We start from the raw sequence: 19,186 nt of genomic DNA, 5'->3' as shown, positions 1-19,186 counted from the left end.
TGCTATGTCAAAACTAAAAACTCTTGTTGTGTTCGGAACAAGGCCTGAAGCAATTAAAATGGCGCCATTAGTTAAGGAATTAAAGAAAAATCGCCGCATTGAATGCGGTGTTTGCGTAACCGCTCAGCACAGAGAAATGCTTGATATGGTTCTTAACCTTTTTGATATTAAACCTGACTTCGACTTTAATATTATGACACCATCTCAGACATTAAATTCTATCGCCTCAAAAGTAATATCGCACATGCAAGACGCCGTGACTGAATTTAAGCCTGATCTTGTACTGGTTCACGGCGATACAACAACAGCAGTTACTGCGGCTCTGGCATCTTTCTATGCCGGGGCAAGGGTGGGACATGTTGAAGCAGGGCTTCGTTCATTTGATAAATATTCGCCATATCCTGAGGAACTCAACAGGCTAGTTATCAGCGACATAGCTGATATACACTTTGCCGCTACCCATGCTAATAAGGAAAATCTAAACCGTGAAAATATTCATGATAATATTTATATAACAGGCAACACCGTTATAGATGCTTTAAAGTATACAATACACCCTAATTATAAATACAAAAGCCCTGACGTTCAAAAAGCTGTTGAGCGCGCCCGTGAAAACAATATGCGCATAGTGCTTATGACTGCTCACAGAAGAGAAAATCTCGGCCAGCCTTTTGAAAATATTTTTAACGCAGTACACCGCGCCGCCGATGAATTCAAAGACGTTTTGTTCTTATATCCCGTTCATCCTAACCCTCGCGTCAAAAACACTGCAAAGCGCATATTAGGAAATGTCGAAAATGTCGTTCTCACCTCTCCAATCGATACTGACGATATGCATAATATCATGAACGATAGCTTTTTGGTGCTCACCGATTCAGGCGGTCTGCAGGAAGAAGCTCCCGCGCTTGGAAAACCGGTTCTTGTTTTAAGACATGAAACAGAACGTCCTGAGGCTGTAACTGCTGGTACAGTAAAAATATCAGGCGTTGAAGAAGAGGATGTCTATAACGACCTTGTTACTTTATTTACCGACAGTGCTGTATATGATAAAATGGCTAAAGCTGTAAACCCGTATGGAGACGGACACGCAAGCGAGAGGATAGTCCAGGCAATACTTCATAAATTTGCGGATCAGCCCGCGCCAAAGGAGTTTGGAATATAGCTTCCGATTAAGGGGGGAGGACGTTTGAAAAAAAAGCTTTCAATTTTAAAATACGTCCTGCTTGCAGCCGCACTCTGTGCGCTGGTATGGTGGGGCAGAACACATCTTGCCCCGGTTGTTCCGGAAGAAAGCGTCTCCATGCCTGAAAGCGAATTTGCAAAAAATCCCGAGTTATCTCCTCCTAAAATTACAGGTGAGGGTGTAACTCCGGAAATATCAAAAGAAAATATCAAAGCATATCTTAAAACTTATAAGACACCTAATACACTTTACTGGAATATTAAAACAACTATATATAATGGTGCAGCGTCCATTACAAATAACGCAAGATACTATAAAAAAGACGGAAGCGAACTTATAGAGATATATACCGCTAACGGAGGGCTGCAATATTCCTACTCTATTTCAGGCGGGAATGTAAAAATTTCGAATTATCTTAACGGTGAATCGTTCAGTACAGCAGCATCCGAACAGTATTCACGTTCATCTCTAATGAGAATGCCTGAATTATCATATTTTTTGAATGCTCCTGTTAAGGATATTACGGCTGCTCGATTTGAACTGATGGACAACAGGCAGATTTTATATGTGGAATATACCTCACCATCTTTCAGTCAAACCGAAAAATATTGGATTTCACTTGAATATGGCGTCGTGTTAAAATCTGAATGTTATACCGCAGGACATCTGACAATGGCGATACAAACTTCTGAGATTTCTGAAACGCTGCCCAAAAGGTATTTTAAACCCCGAAGGTCTTATAGACATTCGGGGTGATTTTTATCTGCAGCTTGCAGCAAGTTTATTGATATTCTCAAGCAAAATCTTTGGAGCGGGACGGTTGGGATCAGTTTTGGTAACCATGCCCGCGATTATTTTATCTAGGCCGTGAAGTTTGTTTTTATCAAGCTCACCGCCAAAACATTCTTTTGCAATTGCCGAATCTAGCAAATTTTGAGGAAAATTAGCTGAGAAAAACTGGTTCGCATTTTCCGTGAAACCACAGCAAATGAAAAGCCCTATTTTTTTCTTAAGAAGCAAGCCAATATTCTTATCAATAAAGTCCTTAACAGATTTTTGAATTCTCCCCATGCGTATCGAACTGCCGATAATTACAGTATCATATCCTTCAATATCGATTTTTTCTTTTCCTGCGTCTTTAACGTCAGCTGAAAGCTTTTCTGCCAAAATCTGCGCACATTTTTCCGTTGTGCCAGACTTGCTTGCATATACAATTAAAGTTTTCATAATGTCCCCCTACCCCTTTTTATCTTTGATCTTTATCCAATATTCACGTGTTATCTGCTCTAACTTATTATCGCCGTATTCATAAAAATGCGTATTCTTTAATTTATCGGGAAGATATTGCTGAGCAACATAGTGATTGTCGTAGTTATGCGGATACTTGTAACCGACCCCATGTGAAAGTTTCTCAGCTCCGGAATAATGCGAATCCTTTAAATGTGCCGGTATATCGCCCGTATTTCCGGCTTGCATCCTCGAAAGTGCAGTGTCTATTCCAATAATGGCAGAGTTTGATTTAGGGGCTGTAGCGAGCAAAATGACAGCTTCAGCCAAAGGAATCCTCGCTTCAGGAAAGCCAAGCTGTAAAGCGCTGTCCACACATGCCTTAACAATTGAAATTGCCTGCGGATATGCAAGCCCTATATCTTCAGCTGCTATAACAAGGATCCGGCGGCAAATGGACGGCAGATCCCCGGCTGCAACCAGTCTAGCTAAGTAATAAAGCCCCGCATCGGGATCTGAACCTCTGATACTTTTCTGAAAGGCACTTAATATATTATAATGGCTGTCGCCGTCTTTATCATACTTTATTGCAGACTTTTGCGTAACCAGCTTCGAATCTTCCAAACTAATAGTATGCGACTCTTTAGAAGCTGCGGCTAGGCATAAGAGTTCCACTGCTACAAGAGATTTTCTCACATCCCCGCCGCAGGAGAAAGCAATATGCTCCAAAACACCCTTTTCGATATCAAAGGTGACGCCTGTTGTATGCTCCATTTCGATGATGCCCCTGTTAATGACCATCATAATGTCACTTTCGTCAAGGGGCATAAATTCAAATACGGTAGATCTTGATAGCAGAGCCGGATAGACGTAAAAATAAGGGTTTTCGGTAGTCGATGCTATAAGCGTGATATCACCGTTTTCCATATACTCAAGGAGAGACTGCTGCTGTTTTTTGTTGAAATATTGGATCTCGTCAAGATAAACGAGCACTCCTCCCTGTGCTTCAAAAGTGCCAAGCCCGCTAATAATTGCCTTTATATCCGATGTCGAAGCGCTTGTCCCGTTAAGCTTGTATAAAGTTTTGCCGGCTGACTTTGCTATTATGTCTGCAACTGTAGTCTTGCCTATTCCGGGAGGCCCGAAAAATACCATATTGGGCACTATGCCGCTTTCGATAATGCGCTTTAGTATCCCGTTATTGCCAAGTAGATGCTTTTGTCCGACCACGTCAGACAGCGATTTTGGTCTCATTCTGTCAGCAAGAGGCTGCACGGTACTCACCCTTTCTTACATAAAAATCGGCATTTTTCTCTTTTCACAGATAATATCAAGAGGAAATTCAGGGGCTGGTTCACCGTCAACATCAGGAAGAGAACATGTCCCATTCAGTTTCTTAATAATTATATGGTCACACTGTTTAAACATCACTGCGCTATCGCCAAAATGTTTTCCAAAAACCATTTTGGTAAATACACGGATCCTTCTTAAAAAATTACACTTTTTTACTACAACAGCGTCAAGAAGTCCGTCACGAATACTTGCTTTATCCGCAAGCTTATCCAGTACAGCAACTCCACGCCCGTTGAACACAAGAAAAAATAATGCTTCAACAATTTCTCCGTTTACAGAAAGCGTTATGGGACTGAATTCTTTTAAATCTTTAATCCCCGCAAATACATAAGCAAGGCTTCCGACTTTGTTTTTTAGATTAATATCGACTTTTTGTGAAACATCTGTAAAAACCCCGGCAGAGCATACATTTATAAAATATGTTCCATTGACACACCCAAGATCCGTCATTACTACGCGGTTTTCTAAAATGACGTCCACAGCCTTCAGAATATGGTGTTTTCCTCTCATAAAACGTGAAAACCCATTTGCTGTCCCCGTTGGAAGTATGCCTAACGGCGTGACTACATCATTTTTGATCATGCAGTTTATTACACGGTTGACTGTTCCATCGCCGCCGGCAACAACTATTCCGTCATAATCCACAGGAGTTTTTGTTATAAAATCCTGCATATCGGCTTTACCATCAAGGCAAAATACCTCCAGTTCAGCTCCCGCTTTTTTAAATCTATATTCTATTCTGCTTAACCATCTAAGAATTTTTCCACGGCCTGCCTTCGGATTATAAATAAATTTAAGTTTCATCTTATTCACCGTATCCTTAGACTTATTTTATAAAAATATTATACCATGTCTAATTTATTGCGTTATAATAGATAAAAACTTAAGGAGAGAGAAAATGACACCTTTAAAGCTAAATCCTATATATAAAAACTATATATGGGGCGGTAACAGGCTAAAAACCGAATATAATAAAATCACTGATATCACCCCGCTGGCCGAAAGCTGGGAACTTGCGTGTCATAAAGATGGGGATAGTATTATTGCTAACGGCGAATTTGCCGGTCAGCCCCTCAGGGAATATCTGAAAACAGATAATTTTCCGATTCTGATAAAGCTTATTGACGCAAAGGAAAACCTTTCAGTACAGGTTCACCCAAATGATGAGTATGCATATAAACACGAAGGAGAACCAGGCAAAACAGAAATGTGGTACATCGTAGACTGCGAAGAGGATGCTTATTTATACTACGGACTAAAATATGAAGTTACAAAGGATGAATTTGAAACCCATATCAAAAACGGAACAGTCGAAGAGATATTGAATTCTGTAAAAGTAAAGCGCGGAGACGTATTTTTTATTCCGGCAGGAACGCTCCACGCAATTGGAAAAGGGATTATAATCGCTGAAATACAGGAAAACTCAAATACTACCTACAGAGTATTTGATTACGGAAGAGGACGGCAGCTTCATATTGACAAGGCGATTGACGTCACAGACTTAAAACCCGCTTCCGCCAGGCACTCTTACGCTGCAGAGTCATATGATGGCTATACCTGCGTTCTTCTATCCTCATGTGAATATTTTACGTCACATCGTTTAGATATAAAAAGCAAAGCTTCTCTCTCTGCTGATGAAGACAGTTTTCATCATCTGCTTGTACTAAGCGGTGATTTTAATATAGATGGAATAAGCGCACGCAAAGGTGACAGCATATTTATTCCGTCAGGATATGGGAACTATGTCATAGAGGGATGTGGCGAAGTAATTGTAACAACTGTATAATAATTATTATTTAATAAAAACACAATTAATACATTTAGAGGGCTTCCGAAATAGAAGCCCTCTTATTCTATTACCTTATACATGGTTTGGGCATCGTTTTTTGATATATGTTCATTTAATCCGGTAACCTCAACCTTAAGCGTTTTTTGTCCAAAACGAAGCTCGAGAATATCCCCTATTTTAACTTCATATGACGCTTTGGCAGGCTTACCATTAGCTGTGACACGTGAAGCGTCACAAGCCTCGTTAGCTACAGTTCTTCTTTTTATAATACGTGATACTTTTAAATATTTGTCTAATCTCATAAAATTATAACCGCAACTTGTGTTGGGTCCGCTTTTACGGCAAACGGATAGCCAAATTTAAAAAAAATGGTTGACGGATTCACGTCAACCATTTTAACAGTATTTTAAAACTTATGCAATGGAATCCTTTAATTTCTTACCAGCCTTGAAAACAGGAAGTTTCTTTTCAGGAATTTGGATGTCCTCTTTTGTCTGAGGATTTCTGCCTGTGCGAGCCGCTCTGACCTTAACTTCAAAAGATCCAAAACCAACAAGCTGAATCTTGTCACCTTTTTTAAGAGCCTTTTCAACAATGTCTGTAAAAGCATTAAGCGCCTTTTCAGCGTCTTTTTTAGAAATCTCGGCATCTTCAGCTATGGCAGCTATTAATTCCATCTTGTTCATAAATACCCTCCAGCATTTTAAGTAATTTTATATAATCCGTTAAACAACGAAAGTTTAACCTTTGCTTTTTTCCCAAAGCTTGTCCAACTCTTCAAGCGTCATTTCTTTCATGTCTCTGCCCTGCCCCGCCGCAAGCTTTTCAACTTTGGAGAAACGCGACACAAATTTGTCGCTTGTTTTTGTAAGTGCCTCTTCAGGTTCGACTTTAAAAAAGCGGCATACATTAACAACTGAAAACAGAAGATCGCCAAGTTCTTCTTCTATATTAGGCTGATCATTGTTTTTGATAGCCAATTCAAGTTCAGAAGTTTCCTCTTTTATTTTCTCAAGAGCGCCGCTATAATCGTCCCAGTCAAATCCCGCTTTTGACGCTTTGTGCTGAAGTTTAACAGCTCTCATTAAAGCGGGAAGGCTTTTGGCAACGCTGTTAAGAACCTCAGACTCATTTTTCTGACTTTTTTCTTTTTTCTTGATTTCGTCCCAATTTTTCAACACCTGTTCGCTTGTTTCCGCTGAAACATCACCAAAAACATGAGGATGTCGGAGTATAAGTTTTTTGCAAATCCCATCTACTACATCCCTAATTCCGAATATGCCGCTTTCCTCTTCCATCTCTGCATGAAGCAAAACCTGTAGCAATACATCTCCAAGTTCCTCTTCGAGAAGTTCAGCGTCTTTATTGTCGATTGCCTCAATAGCCTCATAAGTTTCTTCAATAAAGTTTTTGCGTATAGATTCATGCGTCTGCTGCCTGTCCCACGGACAACCGCCCGGAGCTCTCAGGATTCGCACTATTTCCTTTAGGTCGTCAAAATCGTAGTTACCGTCAAAATTAACCAAATATTTACTGATTGTTTTCATTTTATCCTATCCATCCGTATTTTGCAAGTATTTTTTTAATTTTTTCTCCTTTAGGCAGCAGCAAAATATCCTCTTCGTTCATACCCTTGAACGTTAACAATATTATAAAATAACCAGATACTGCGATTATTATACAAATTAGGGTAGAAAGTGTGGCACCTATAGCTGCAGCAATAGGATTAAAGAGCAGCGCTGCAACTCCGCATGAAACAAGAGCGGAGCCGACAGACTTTATTGTTGTCGGTATTATGGTCGGTAAACCATCAAGCGAGCGCCAGATGACAATAATATTTAATAAAGCTATTGTGCCATAGCAGAGGTTTGTACCAAAAGGAGCCCCAGAGATATTAATATTAGGTGTTCCTACAAGGATATAGTTGCAAACAAGTTTCATTGTTCCACCGATAAGCATCGTAACTACCGGAACCTTCTCTTTTCCAATCGCCTGTAGTATAGCATTTGTAATTGAGACGAGGCAAACAAAAACTACAGCCGGCCCAAGAGAAGTAAGAAGCGGGGCAGCAATTTTTACTTCTTCTGTCAGAGAAGAGTAAAGTAATGACAAAATAGGTTTTGACATCATCGCAAGTCCAAATCCTGCTGGTACTGATAGAATCATAACAACGCGTAATGCGGATTCTGCAATTCCCCTAGACTGCTTATTGACCCCAGTTGCAAATTTTTCGGCAAGAGATGGAATTACGCTGACACCCATTGGAATTATAACTGCTGTTGGCAAATTAAACATGGTACGCGCAAGGGCAGAATAGCTGCCAAACAGCAACTTTGCCCTATCCATAGCAATTCCTGCGCTACTAAGACGGTTCATAACCATACCGGTATCTATCAAGTTAGTAATGCTAAGTACGGAAGATCCAATCGTTATTGGAATCGTTATTGCAAGAAGCCTTTTCAAAAGCTTACGCCGCGGAGTTGCAACATCTGTGGTAAAAATCGATTCACGTTCCGGTTTATAATGTATACGCTTAAAAAATAAGTAGATTGCGCCGAGTGCGCCGCCGATTGTAACACCGAAAATTGCTCCTGCAGCCGCGATTGGAAGCCCGTAACCTCTCTTTAAGAGAATATACGCCAGCGCATAGCCAAAGGTAAGTTTTGCAGTTGCAGTAATAATCTGTGATATAGCTGTTGGAACCATATTTTTATGGCCCTCGAAATAACCGCGGTTCGAAGACATAATAATCTCAAAAAGAATAGCCGGAGCAACAGCAATAATACAATAAACAGCGTCGCTGTTGTCCATCAAATCTGCAAGCTGTTTAGCAAATATCAGCAGGAATCCCGATGTAACGATTGCAAACGCAAAAAATGTTCTAAAAGCGACCTGGAGTATGTGCTTGGAATCAGTATATCTCCCATGGCTGTTACTTTCAGAAACCATTCGTGAAATCGCGATCGGCAGGCCTGCCGTTGTTATAATATAAACCCAAGTATAAATGTCATACGCAACGGTAAAATAGGACATACCGACGCCATGAAGCAGGTTTGAGAGCGGTATTTTGAAAAGAGCGCCTATAATTTTAACTATGATGCCGCCCAGCATCAGAACAAGTGCGCCCTCCATGAAATTCTGTTTTTTTGCAGCCATAAATAGATTAACCCTTTCAATTACATTCTTGCTTTAATATACTTCCTAAAAACAAACATTATGAATTATACAGCAATGTTAAGTTATAATACAATTTAATTTATTATTTATTAACAATTTATTCTTTTTTGTGAGCATTTTTGATCTCGAGTAATATTTATGTAAACGCAAAAAAGCGCAAAAGAGCAATAACTCCCTTTTGCGCTTTTTGGCAGGCTGTATTAAAGCTTACTGCCGCAGCGAGAACAGAAAACCGCCTCATCGTCATTACATGCTCCGCATGTACCGCATGTCTTCTTCCCTTTGTTTTCAGCAATTCTAGCCTGAATACTTTCAATATCAGCCAGTTTCAAATCGATCTGGCCAGACATTTCATTAATTTTTGTTACATCCTGATTATCAGTTTTTGATGTTGCATATACTTCTTTTCCAAGAGACAGATACAAATCTTCAAGTGATGCCTGCGCATTTAAAAGATCAAGGTGCAGTTTCGATGCCTCTGTAAATTCTCCAACCTTTTTTCCTGCGACATCTGTTGCTTTTTTAATTTTGCAAAGCAGTTCAGTGGTAAAGCTCATTAAAACTCACTCCTTTTTAGATATGCCTTCATGTATATATGATATACCAAAAGCTTTTAAACATTCAAGTCATTATTCTTATAAAACGAAGAACCTCCGGTAAACTCCCTAAGCATGGAAATTGCAGGAACAAGCTTTCTGTCTATCTCAGGAAGCGAGGCTATTGCATTATAAAGTCTCTTAGCTTTTTCTGCATGTCGGGTATCAAAAAGCGTTTCAAGCAGTGGAAGAACGAAAGGCTTCATATGCATCGGCTCATAAGAAAATGCTGAATTTATAACGATGTCCGCTCGATCAGCGAATGGGATTATATATTCTGCCTCACCATGCCTAACATCTGCCCACATATCCCATGTTCCAATCGCATGATTACTTCTGAATTTACTGTCACGCACTGTCCGTCTAAGTAATCTTAATTCATTTTTTGCAAGAAAAAGCTTATTATCCTTCAAATAATTGCTTCTAAGTCCTACATAAAGCCTATATGAACGATCTGAGGGCAAATGATTAAGCACGAGATCGTTTAAAGCATGAATGCCCTCAACAATTGCAACTTCATTATCTAAAAGCCTTAAGGTTCTGGCGTTGTCCTCCCTGATTACTTTATCAACATGGAAATGAGGAAGCGGCGTTTCATCTCCTCTCGCAAGAGAACACAGGCAGCGTTCCAATAAGTCAAGTTCCAGTGTCTGAACGCTTTCAAAATCAGGGTTGCCCTTAGCGTTTTTCGGCACTTTCTCGCGATCCAAAAAGAAATCGTCAAGAGATATGGTATATGCTTTAATGCCTCGCTTTTCGAGCATACTCTCTATTATAAGTGCAGTTGTCGTTTTTCCGCTGCAAGACGGTCCTGACAGCATTATTATTTTGTGTTTATATAAATCACTTGATACAGCATTTACAACAGTATTTAACTGTGAAATATATGTGTTTTCAGCTTCATCAATAACGGCTTGAGGGTTTTCTAAAACAGCCCTTGATATTTTTTCGATATCGATAACGCTAATACCCTTATTTATGTCCATCGTGCACCTCTGAATCAAATCAGTCTCATTGCCTGCTTGATATTATTTTCTGCTTTTTCGAAATTATTTATATATTCATATGGATATTTATATTCAAAAAATCGTTCAATGCGGTTTTCGGGCATTTTTACGATCTTTGTGACAGCTCCGGCACCAGCCGCTAAAATCGACTGATGTTCACCCATGGTATATATGTTATATAAACCGTCATGCCCGTCTTTTGCATAACCTACATTTTCATGATTCCCTGCCGTGTTCTTCTGGCGATACAAATAATACGGATGATAATTCTCTTTTCGCAATACTTCTGATGCAAGAGATACCATCTCTCCTGTAACAGCCGCCTGTTTACTAAGCAAATCTCCTCCGTTTTCCTTTAGAAATGCCGATTTTTTAATGCTTAAAGTATGAACCGTTATATTTTCCGGGCTAAGATCCAAAATCCCCTTTAAAGTATGTGAAAAGTCTTCTATTCCTTCTCCCGGCAGTCCTGCAATAAGATCAGCATTGATAGTGTCAAATCCAACAGAACGGGCAATTTTAAATGCTGTGCGGATATCATCCGATGTATGCCTTCTGCCAATCGCTGCAAGCGTATTATCCGACATTGTCTGCGGATTTATACTTATTCTACCCGCTCCGCCGATTTTAATAGCTTCGAGTTTTTCTTTAGTGATTGTATCAGGGCGTCCGGCCTCTACGGTATATTCCTGAAGTGAAGTGAGATCAAAGCTGTCTTTTATTGTATTCATAATCCTTAAAAGCTGCTGACCAGATAAAGTTGTAGGTGTGCCACCGCCAAAATAAATTGTCAATGGGCGCATAGACCTTCCGCGAGCAGCTTCCCCCCACAGAGCAAGCTCACGGCATAAAAGATCTACATAAGGATCGATAAGTTTTTTTGCCTTCTCAATAGAATGCGATACGAACGAACAATAGCTGCATCTGCTTGGGCAAAACGGTATGGATACATATAAACTGAACATATCGGGCTTGAGTAAACCGAGCGCATTCTTTTCAAGTTTAGCCGCCTCAATGCATACTGAAGCCTTATCCTGTCTTGTAAAATAATTGTCTTGAAAAAAGTTTATTATTTCCTGATCTGTATAACCTTCCGATAATAGTCTTGATGCAACCTTAGCGGGGCGAATACCGATAAGTGTACCCCATGGCGGCGTTATATTACATAGTCGTTGCCAAGCAAGAAAGACAGACTTTCCTATAAGAACCTGGTAATCTCCATCCTCTTTCACCTTTTCATTGCACTCATATTCTGCACTCTGCGGTCCGTCATATAACAGAGTATGCGCATAAGCCATATTTTGTTCGACTTTCAATGTGCTTACAACACCGCGTCCGTCGCCTTCATCCCCCTCGAAACTGGATACAGGATAAAATAAAAGCGAAACGCTTTCTATTAAATTGCGGTAACTATGACCATTACATTCTATGCGCATTACTGCCTCATTTCAAATCTATTTAAAATACGGATTATGAGTTTTTTCGTGAGAAAGTGTTGTTGGATCACCGTGCCCAGGATATACCTTCAAATCTTCGTTTATTGAGCCAATGACTTCCTTAACAGAGTGATGAAGCGCTGTTTCGTCTCCGCCCTCAAGATCCGTTCTGCCGACATCATTTAAAAACAATGTATCTCCCGAAAATAAACAATTTTCACATTGTATGCACATCCCGCCAGGCGTGTGACCTGGTGTATGGATAAATATAAGTTTAATGTCTCCGACGAATAATGTTTCGCCACCATCAAGCAGCATATCAGCAGAAAGAGGCTTAGCTGCTGCAGTATGACGGGCATATCGCGCATTATAATCACAAACAAGCCACGGAAGATCTGCACGGTGAATCACAACCTCACCGCCATATTTCTCTTTCAGTTCTTCTATCTGTGTAACATGATCGAAATGACCGTGAGTAGCGATTATATATTTGATTTTGAGCTCTGGATGCTTGTCCAGAAAATTGTATATTTCACGATTTCTTATCGCCGGATCGATAACAGCGCAATCATTAGATTTCTCATCAATTATTATATATGTGTTTGTCGAAATCGGGCCGGAAACCATTGATACGAGTTTCAAATTTAGTCTCCCTTTCTCCAGTCATTTGTGTCAAAAATTATAGTAACAGGGCCGTCATTAACAAGCTCAACCTTCATATCAGCTCTGAACTTGCCGCTCAAAACATGTTTAACCCCGTTTTCCTTGAGCTTTTCTATATATAAATTATAATAAGTCTCAGCCTTTTCCGGTAACGCAGCTGACGTAAAACCAGGTCTGTTTCCGCTTTTAGCATCGGTGCAAAGCGTAAATTGCGATACGACGAGTATTTCTCCGTCAACATCAATAATACTTTGATTCATCTTACCATCTTCGTCTGAGAAAATTCTAAGACGTGACGTTTTAGACGCCAACGTCAAAATATCCTTTTCCGTGTCGTCCCTCATGACTCCGAGAAGTATGAGATACCCCTTGCCAATGGATGAAATAATGTTCCCTTCTACGGTTACAGACGCATTCAAAACACGCTGAATCACAGCTTTCAATCAGCTCACCCCCCTTTTTATATTTAGGACGCCGCTGATTGCTAATAATTTCGATATAATATGATCAAGATGATCAGTGTCCGCAACATCAATTGTTAAAAATATATCAGTATAGCTTCCGCTGCCTTCTTTTGCGTTCACCGCATGGATAAATACCTTCATTGTGGCAAGCGTTGTGGATATGTCTGCCAAAAGTCCATACCTTTGAACACATGACAGCTGTAAAGAAGCTTTAAACGATGTATTTTTAGAATTTGCCCAATGGCATTTAAGCCAGCGATCGCTTTCTTCGTTCTGCATGCCGTTTACTGCATTACTGCAATCCGTTCTGTGAATAGAAACCCCATAGCCTTTTGTAATAAAGCCAACAATAGGATCGCCTGGAAGCGGATTGCAGCATTTTGCGTATTTTATCAGGCAGTTATCAATACCTTCAACAATAACAGCGGATGCATCTTTCCTGTTCTGGCGGGTCTCTTTCTCTGTGTTTAAGTTTGCAAGGATCTGTTCATCAGTCTTTTTAACACTTAATAGTTTCTGATATTCGTCACGGAAACGAGGCATGATCCTTGTAAGCGCGATACCCCCATAACCAATTGTTGCAAAAAGCTCTTCAACTCCTGTGATGCCAACTCGTTTTGCTATCTGAAGCAATATTTCGTCGCGCTGTTTTTGCGCAATTGTAATGCCGCTTGCTTTAAGCTCACGTTCGAAATCTTCGGTTCCTTTTTCTATATTTTCTTCGCGTCGTTCACGTTTAAACCATGTTTTAATTTTACTTTTTGCCTCTGCGGTTTTTGCAAACGAAAGCCAGTCACGATTAGGTCCTTTGCCGGCATTAGTAGTAATTATTTCTACAATATCACCGTTTTTTGGCTGATATTCAAGAGGCATCATTTTGCCGTTAACCTTGCAGCCCACCATTTTATTACCAACTTCGCTGTGGATTGCATATGCAAAATCTATTACTGTTGCACCAGCCGGCAGATTGACAAGATCTCCCTTCGGCGTGAAAACAAAAATCTCATCCGCGAAGAAATCGATTTTAAATGCACGCATAAAGTCGTCCGGGTCAACTGAAGCAGTCTGCATCTCCAAAAGCTTGCGCACCCACTCAAGCTTGCCCTCACTGCCATCCTGTTTTTGAATGTTATTCTTATACTTCCAGTGCGCGGCAATACCGAACTCAGCCGTACGGTGCATGTCCCATGTTCTAATCTGGAGTTCAAACGGAATGCCTTCCTTACCTATAACCGTTGTATGGAGTGACTGATACATATTAGGTTTTGGCATCGAAATATAGTCTTTAAAACGGCCTGGAATAGGCTTATACATGTCATGTATAATCCCGAGCGCATTATAACACTCTGTAATTGTTTCAACTATAAGACGAACTGCATACAAATCGTATATTTCATCTATTGTTTTATTCTGCCGGTACATTTTTCTGTATATGCTGTAAACATGCTTGATACGCCCGCTTATCTGAACACTTGAGCCCATTTCCTCAAAATGTTGCTTGATTCGATCCATCGTATTTTCAAGAAAAGCCTTGCGTTCGTTTTCTTTAATTTTAAGGCCTTCCTCAATTTCAGCATATCCGATCGGATCAAGGAATCGCAAAGCCAAGTCTTCCAGTTCGATTTTTAAGCGCTGCATACCTAGTCTATGTGCAAGGGGAGCATAGACCTCCATTGTTTCAAGTGCTTTTTGCCGTCTTTTATCCTCGCTGACGAACTGAAGCGTCCGCATATTATGAAGCCTGTCAGATAATTTTATAATAATAACCCTTGCATCTTTTGCAGTTGCAAGGAACATCTTTCTAAGATTCTCTACCTGCTCTTCTTCCTTGCTTGTATAAGGAATACGTCCAAGCTTTGTAACCCCATTGACAAGCTCAGCTATGTCAGGACCAAATTCTTTTTTGACATCATCAATGGTTAATTCTGTGTCTTCTACGGTGTCATGCAAAAGGCCGGCACAGACGCTGTCTGTGTCGAGTCCCAAAGTGATAAGTATAATTGCCGCTTCAACAGGATGCGAAATGTAATCTTCACCTGAAGAACGTTTCTGCCCCTCATGCACAGATTCAGCAATATTATATGCTTTAGTGATTTTTTCAATATCATAACTCTGGCCACTTTGTATGACAGCGTTTTTTAATTTATCATAATATTGACCCATCGATACTCCCTCACATAATTTCCGACTATCTTCCTGCCCGCATCTTCTTTAATCCTATCAAAATAGTTGAATTATTTAAATTTTTCTTATCTACCGTTGGCAAGATTGAAAGTCTATAAAGCACCTGACCCTGTTCCTCTATCTTTTCCGACTGAATCAATCCCATTTCACAAAAAACGTCGATACAAATTTTTAGTTTGCAAATATTAAAAGTGTCTTCAGTAGTATATGCTATCCTTCTTGCCATTGCTTCAAGTGTTCTTGGTTCTTTATTGCGTCTTATGTAACGGTGAACAGAAAGAAAATCTTCCCGGTCAGGTAAAATATCTGCAAGATCTTTTTGATCGATGGGAAGGTGATTTTCATAGCATTTCAAAAGATCAAAATATTTTTCAAGTATTAAACGTTCCTCTTCGCAAAGCTTTATGTCCCTTACTGTAACCTGGGGTGTAGTCTCTCCCCGATATACATTGGTATCAAGATTAAATACGATGTCTACCCTGTCCCCGACAAAAAAAGGAAACGACGATGCAGGTGTTCCAAAGCAGAAGGCGTTTACGTTTAAATTATCATGTGAAAGTGTAAGCCGTGTATGCTTATCGTTTGAAAGCGGCATAACTTCACTAATCTTTACTCCCTTTACTAAAAAAATAGGAGTTGGATTTTCAGTTCCATACGGCTCTAACAGTGATATTTCTTTGATCGTTTTTAAACTTATATCCGAAAATAAGACTTCGCAGTCGACATCTATACAAGGTGTAAGATCCTGTTGGGTTATAGTTTTATTTACATACTCAGTTAAGGCCTTTTTAAAAGGATCTATATTTTCACGGCGTATAGAGAAGCCAGCAGCAGACGCGTGCCCGCCGAACTTTTCAAAATAATTACGCTGAAGTTCAAGCGCGCCGTAGATATTGAACGGCGATTTACTGCTGCGGCAAGACCCTTTGCCCATTTCTCCGTCAAATGTGATCAGAATGGCAGGCAGCCCGTATCGTTCGTTAATACGCGATGCTGCGATCCCGATAATGCCATGATGCCATGTTTCTCCAACTAGAATTATTATCTTATTTTTTAGAATAGCTTCATCCTGCTGCAACTGCTTATATGCTTCAGCAAGCAGCTTATTCTCTTCTTCTTGTCGAAGAACATTTGCACTACAAAGTACCTGTGCCGCCTGCATTGCGGACTCGGTAGAATCAGCAAGAAGCAGTTCCACAGCCTGACGGGCACACCCTACCCTGCCTACTGCATTTATTCTTGGCGCTATTGAATAGCTTATAACAGACGTTGTTACCTTCTTTTTTTCTATGCCTGCAAGTGAAATGAGTGCTTTCAGTCCAAGATTTTTAGTATGCTCAAGCCTTTTCAGCCCCAGTGATACAAGTATGCGGTTTTCGCCATTTAAAGGCATTACATCAGCGGTAGTACCTAGAGCGGTCAACTCAGAATACTCTTCTACTATTTCAAAAAGCTTATCTCTGCCTGCCAGTGCGCATAAAAGTTTAAAAACAACGCCAACACCTGCGAGATGTTTAAATGGATATTCACTGTCAGGCCTTTTGGGATCGATAACCGCAACAGCCTGCGGCATTTCTCCCGTACACTCATGGTGGTCAGTAATTATCACATCCATGCCGAGAGATGCGGCATAGCGCATTTCCTCGACTGCCGTAATACCGGAATCAACAGTAATCAGCAGTGTACACCCCGTCTTAGCTATCATTTCAACAGCACTGCTGTTAACGCCATACCCTTCTTCAACCCGATCCGGTATGTAGTATGATACTCTTCCGCCATTTGCCTTTAAATACTGAAAAAGAATAGTTGTTGACGTCACCCCGTCAACATCGTAGTCACCGTAAATTGTTATAAGCTCATTATCGCTTAGAGCTTTACTAATCCTATTTACGGTCTTATCCATGTCAGGAAGTAAAAATGGATCATACAGCTGATCAATAGACTTACTTAAAAAGTCCTTTGCTGCGCTCACTGTATCAAAGCCTCTGTTTATTAAAAGTCTGGCAATTATAGGAGATACCGCAAGTGCAGAGCAAAGCTGATGAACACATTCATCGCCTTGCTTTCTGATTATCCAATTTTTCTCTTTCATCAAACTCCCCTCACAATATACATTACTTATAAATAATTATTATATCAGTAATGCTATGTTTTAGCAACCATTTTAATCCTTATAGGATCAGGGTAAAGTTTTTCTACTTTTACCTGTATTTCTCCGCATTTTGAATTTATAAGTATAATCAATTAAGCTTATGCATATTAATTTGAGAGGTGCCAGAGGGGTGATAAAATGGTTTTGATAGAGAAAATTTCAGATACGCTGAATGCTGCCCTTTGGGGACCTTTTATGCTGGCTGTAATTTTTGCAGTAAGCTTATATTTTACTGTTGGCTGCAATTTTTTTCAGTTTCACATTTGGTTTGTAATCAAAAATACGATCGGCACATTATTCAAAACAAAAAATAAAAATAGTATATCACCGTTTTCTGCACTAACTACAGCTCTTTCAGGCTCTGTCGGCATAGGAAATATTGTTGGCGTCACAACTGCCATTTCGTTAGGCGGAGCGGGCGCAATTTTTTGGATGTGGGTCAGCGCAGTATTGGGAATGATCGTAAAGTATGCTGAAATAGTGCTTGCCATGCTATACAGATTCAAGGACAAAGACGGAAATTACAAAGGCGGTGCAGTTTATTATATTAAAAATGGCGTTGGTATAAAACCTTTGGCATATTTCTATGCCGTCATGGGGCTTCTTGTATCATTTGGAATGGGGAATATGGTACAGGCGAACGCAATGGCATGCGCCGCAAAAACATCTTTTAAGATCCCGCAGGCTGTTACAGGCATTGTGTTTGCCATTATAATTGCAGTAATAATGTCAGGCGGAATAAAACGTATCTTTTCAATAACTTCTTTTATTATTCCGGTAATGTCATTTCTTTTTATTGCAGCATCGCTTGCAGTTATATTATTTAACCTGCCGGCACTCCCGAAAGTAATATACGAAATATTTCGCAGTGCCTTTGATATTCATTCAATAGCTGGCGGTGCGGCTGGAGCCGGCATGTATCAGGCCATAAAACTAGGGTGTGCAAGGGGTATCTTTTCAAACGAAGCTGGACTTGGAACATCTTCTCCTTCACACGCAGCGTCACCCGAGAAAAGCGCCGTTAAACAAGGTCTGTGGGGTATGATGGAGGTATTTATAGATACTATCGTACTATGTTCATTTACCGCATTTTCCGTTTTATGCAGCGGTGCTGATAAAAAAGATCTTAATGGTGTCGACACCGCTATTTATGCCTATCGCTCAGTCCTAGGGCCATTCGGAGAGTATTTTATAACTTTTTCCCTGATAGTATTTGCTTTCTCAACTATCATTGCCTGGAGCTTTTACGGGGAAAGTTACTGGCACTTTTTATTTGGATCTTCGAAAATCGTTTACTATAGAATATTTTTTGGAGTTTTCCTTATGATCGGCTCAGTTTTCGGACTTAATTTGGTTTGGAAACTTAGCGATGCTTTTAATGGACTAATCATTATTCCAAACCTGATAGGTATTTTGGCGCTTTCCGGTGAAGTTGTTAATGAAACAAAACATTACTTTAAAATGAACATACACTAAAAAAACCGCCGCCACTTAGCCGAAGGTTCAGACTGTCGAAAAATTACACGCACCGCACTATCGTAGAATATCATTGATTTACACAAACTGGCGTCGTTTTTCAAGCGGCGTCAGTTTTGTTTTCAGTTGAATTCGTTCATGATTGTAAAAAAAGATAAAGTCATCAATAATCTGTCGTGCTTCAGCAAATGTCTTAGGCTTATTTCTGTAAATGCACTCGGTTTTAAGGATACCAAAGAAATTTTCAGCCATAGCATTGTCATAACAGTTTCCGCGTCTTGACATTGATGGTGTAATGCCGTATTCTTTGGTTAGGTTAAAATACCCGTTCGAAGTGTATTGAAACCCTTGGTCACTGTGGAGCTGTAACTCTGCGGTGACCGATTCTTTTTCTTTGGCTACTTTGATTGTAAGCACAAGATTAATCGTTTGCTCCGTGCCTGTTTTGTGAGCGACGATGCTGTTATCGTAAAGATCAC

Annotated in this window: 19 protein-coding genes; 4 read left to right on the top strand and 15 right to left on the bottom strand. The window is 40.0% G+C overall.

Going from position 1 to position 19,186, the window contains the following annotated elements; translation table 11 throughout:
• Window positions 1-4: 4 nt before the first annotated feature.
• Both wecB and Q8865_00630 read left to right on the top strand, forming a co-directional pair.
• Window positions 5-1,162: a UDP-N-acetylglucosamine 2-epimerase (non-hydrolyzing) gene (gene wecB, locus Q8865_00635; GenBank protein ID MDP4151934.1), complete on the top strand. Its 1,158-nt coding sequence runs from the start codon at window positions 5-7 to the stop codon at window positions 1,160-1,162.
• Between the two features lie 24 nt (window positions 1,163-1,186).
• Entirely contained in the window at window positions 1,187-1,939 is a 753-nt protein-coding gene (locus Q8865_00630) for a hypothetical protein (protein ID MDP4151933.1), read from the top strand.
• Window positions 1,940-1,942: 3 nt separating this feature from the next.
• Here Q8865_00630 and Q8865_00625 read toward each other — a convergent pair whose 3' ends face one another.
• From Q8865_00625 to Q8865_00615, 3 genes are read right to left on the bottom strand one after another with little or no spacing between them, the layout of a single operon-like run.
• Window positions 1,943-2,410, bottom strand: a complete 468-nt coding sequence (locus Q8865_00625) for a flavodoxin domain-containing protein (GenBank protein ID MDP4151932.1) — start codon at window positions 2,408-2,410, stop codon at window positions 1,943-1,945.
• Between the two features lie 9 nt (window positions 2,411-2,419).
• On the bottom strand, window positions 2,420-3,664 hold the full coding sequence (locus tag Q8865_00620; GenBank protein ID MDP4151931.1) for a replication-associated recombination protein A: 1,245 nt from the start codon (window positions 3,662-3,664) through the stop codon (window positions 2,420-2,422).
• Between the two features lie 36 nt (window positions 3,665-3,700).
• Window positions 3,701-4,567 carry a YegS/Rv2252/BmrU family lipid kinase gene (locus Q8865_00615; GenBank protein ID MDP4151930.1) on the bottom strand — a complete coding sequence of 289 codons (867 nt, stop codon included), beginning with the start codon at window positions 4,565-4,567 and terminating at the stop codon, window positions 3,701-3,703.
• A 94-nt stretch (window positions 4,568-4,661) separates the two neighbouring features.
• On the opposite strand from Q8865_00615, the gene Q8865_00610 reads away from it, so the two are divergent.
• Window positions 4,662-5,549 carry a class I mannose-6-phosphate isomerase gene (locus Q8865_00610; protein ID MDP4151929.1) on the top strand — a complete coding sequence of 296 codons (888 nt, stop codon included), beginning with the start codon at window positions 4,662-4,664 and terminating at the stop codon, window positions 5,547-5,549.
• A gap of 62 nt (window positions 5,550-5,611) precedes the next feature.
• Here the strand turns inward: Q8865_00610 and Q8865_00605 are convergent, their stop codons facing one another.
• The 11 genes from Q8865_00605 to recJ all read right to left on the bottom strand — a co-directional run bounded on the left by Q8865_00605 (window position 5,612) and on the right by recJ (window position 17,171).
• Entirely contained in the window at window positions 5,612-5,854 is a 243-nt protein-coding gene (locus tag Q8865_00605) for an RNA-binding S4 domain-containing protein (protein MDP4151928.1), read from the bottom strand.
• A gap of 111 nt (window positions 5,855-5,965) precedes the next feature.
• Window positions 5,966-6,238 carry an HU family DNA-binding protein gene (locus Q8865_00600; GenBank protein MDP4151927.1) on the bottom strand — a complete coding sequence of 91 codons (273 nt, stop codon included), beginning with the start codon at window positions 6,236-6,238 and terminating at the stop codon, window positions 5,966-5,968.
• A gap of 54 nt (window positions 6,239-6,292) precedes the next feature.
• Entirely contained in the window at window positions 6,293-7,099 is an 807-nt protein-coding gene (gene mazG, locus Q8865_00595) for a nucleoside triphosphate pyrophosphohydrolase (protein ID MDP4151926.1), read from the bottom strand.
• Between the two features lies 1 nt (window position 7,100).
• Window positions 7,101-8,708: a polysaccharide biosynthesis protein gene (locus Q8865_00590; protein MDP4151925.1), complete on the bottom strand. Its 1,608-nt coding sequence runs from the start codon at window positions 8,706-8,708 to the stop codon at window positions 7,101-7,103.
• 221 nt (window positions 8,709-8,929) lie between these two features.
• Complete coding sequence (locus Q8865_00585; protein MDP4151924.1) at window positions 8,930-9,286, bottom strand: hypothetical protein; 357 nt, start codon at window positions 9,284-9,286, stop codon at window positions 8,930-8,932.
• A gap of 56 nt (window positions 9,287-9,342) precedes the next feature.
• Window positions 9,343-10,311, bottom strand: a complete 969-nt coding sequence (locus Q8865_00580) for a hypothetical protein (GenBank protein MDP4151923.1) — start codon at window positions 10,309-10,311, stop codon at window positions 9,343-9,345.
• A gap of 14 nt (window positions 10,312-10,325) precedes the next feature.
• Window positions 10,326-11,768, bottom strand: coding sequence for a coproporphyrinogen dehydrogenase HemZ (hemZ, locus tag Q8865_00575; protein MDP4151922.1), 1,443 nt, complete (start codon window positions 11,766-11,768; stop codon window positions 10,326-10,328).
• Window positions 11,769-11,786: 18 nt separating this feature from the next.
• Window positions 11,787-12,410: an MBL fold metallo-hydrolase gene (locus tag Q8865_00570; GenBank protein MDP4151921.1), complete on the bottom strand. Its 624-nt coding sequence runs from the start codon at window positions 12,408-12,410 to the stop codon at window positions 11,787-11,789.
• 2 nt (window positions 12,411-12,412) lie between these two features.
• Entirely contained in the window at window positions 12,413-12,874 is a 462-nt protein-coding gene (dtd, locus tag Q8865_00565) for a D-aminoacyl-tRNA deacylase (GenBank protein MDP4151920.1), read from the bottom strand.
• The gene (locus Q8865_00560; protein ID MDP4151919.1) at window positions 12,875-15,058 is read right to left on the bottom strand and encodes a bifunctional (p)ppGpp synthetase/guanosine-3',5'-bis(diphosphate) 3'-pyrophosphohydrolase; all 2,184 of its coding nucleotides are present in this window, start codon (window positions 15,056-15,058) and stop codon (window positions 12,875-12,877) included. It lies immediately after the preceding gene.
• A gap of 25 nt (window positions 15,059-15,083) precedes the next feature.
• Window positions 15,084-17,171: a single-stranded-DNA-specific exonuclease RecJ gene (gene recJ, locus Q8865_00555; protein ID MDP4151918.1), complete on the bottom strand. Its 2,088-nt coding sequence runs from the start codon at window positions 17,169-17,171 to the stop codon at window positions 15,084-15,086.
• 198 nt (window positions 17,172-17,369) lie between these two features.
• On the opposite strand from recJ, the gene Q8865_00550 reads away from it, so the two are divergent.
• Window positions 17,370-18,707, top strand: coding sequence for a sodium:alanine symporter family protein (locus Q8865_00550; protein ID MDP4151917.1), 1,338 nt, complete (start codon window positions 17,370-17,372; stop codon window positions 18,705-18,707).
• Window positions 18,708-18,785: 78 nt separating this feature from the next.
• On the opposite strand, the gene Q8865_00545 is transcribed toward Q8865_00550, so the two are convergent.
• Window positions 18,786-19,186 (bottom strand): IS3 family transposase (locus Q8865_00545; GenBank protein ID MDP4151916.1); only part of this gene is annotated, 401 nt, incomplete at its 5' end.

The organism is Bacillota bacterium (genome assembly GCA_030705925.1).
Taxonomy (GTDB): Bacteria; Bacillota; Clostridia; order Oscillospirales; family Feifaniaceae; genus JAUZPM01.
Note: the sequence above shows the minus strand (reverse complement) of the source record. Positions and strands in the feature narration are given on the sequence as shown.

What these genes read in the sequence shown, in the direction of transcription:
- wecB (MDP4151934.1), top strand. Translation starts at nt 5, where the DNA reads ATGTCAAAACTAAAAACTCTTGTTGTGTTCGGAACAAGGCCTGAAGCA.
- Q8865_00625 (MDP4151932.1), bottom strand. Translation starts at nt 2,410, where the DNA reads ATGAAAACTTTAATTGTATATGCAAGCAAGTCTGGCACAACGGAAAAA.
- Q8865_00620 (MDP4151931.1), bottom strand. Translation starts at nt 3,664, where the DNA reads ATGAGACCAAAATCGCTGTCTGACGTGGTCGGACAAAAGCATCTACTT.
- Q8865_00615 (MDP4151930.1), bottom strand. Translation starts at nt 4,567, where the DNA reads ATGAAACTTAAATTTATTTATAATCCGAAGGCAGGCCGTGGAAAAATT.
- Q8865_00610 (MDP4151929.1), top strand. Translation starts at nt 4,662, where the DNA reads ATGACACCTTTAAAGCTAAATCCTATATATAAAAACTATATATGGGGC.
- Q8865_00605 (MDP4151928.1), bottom strand. Translation starts at nt 5,854, where the DNA reads ATGAGATTAGACAAATATTTAAAAGTATCACGTATTATAAAAAGAAGA.
- Q8865_00600 (MDP4151927.1), bottom strand. Translation starts at nt 6,238, where the DNA reads ATGAACAAGATGGAATTAATAGCTGCCATAGCTGAAGATGCCGAGATT.
- mazG (MDP4151926.1), bottom strand. Translation starts at nt 7,099, where the DNA reads ATGAAAACAATCAGTAAATATTTGGTTAATTTTGACGGTAACTACGAT.
- Q8865_00590 (MDP4151925.1), bottom strand. Translation starts at nt 8,708, where the DNA reads ATGGCTGCAAAAAAACAGAATTTCATGGAGGGCGCACTTGTTCTGATG.
- Q8865_00585 (MDP4151924.1), bottom strand. Translation starts at nt 9,286, where the DNA reads ATGAGCTTTACCACTGAACTGCTTTGCAAAATTAAAAAAGCAACAGAT.
- Q8865_00580 (MDP4151923.1), bottom strand. Translation starts at nt 10,311, where the DNA reads ATGGACATAAATAAGGGTATTAGCGTTATCGATATCGAAAAAATATCA.
- hemZ (MDP4151922.1), bottom strand. Translation starts at nt 11,768, where the DNA reads ATGCGCATAGAATGTAATGGTCATAGTTACCGCAATTTAATAGAAAGC.
- Q8865_00560 (MDP4151919.1), bottom strand. Translation starts at nt 15,058, where the DNA reads ATGGGTCAATATTATGATAAATTAAAAAACGCTGTCATACAAAGTGGC.
- recJ (MDP4151918.1), bottom strand. Translation starts at nt 17,171, where the DNA reads ATGAAAGAGAAAAATTGGATAATCAGAAAGCAAGGCGATGAATGTGTT.
- Q8865_00550 (MDP4151917.1), top strand. Translation starts at nt 17,370, where the DNA reads ATGGTTTTGATAGAGAAAATTTCAGATACGCTGAATGCTGCCCTTTGG.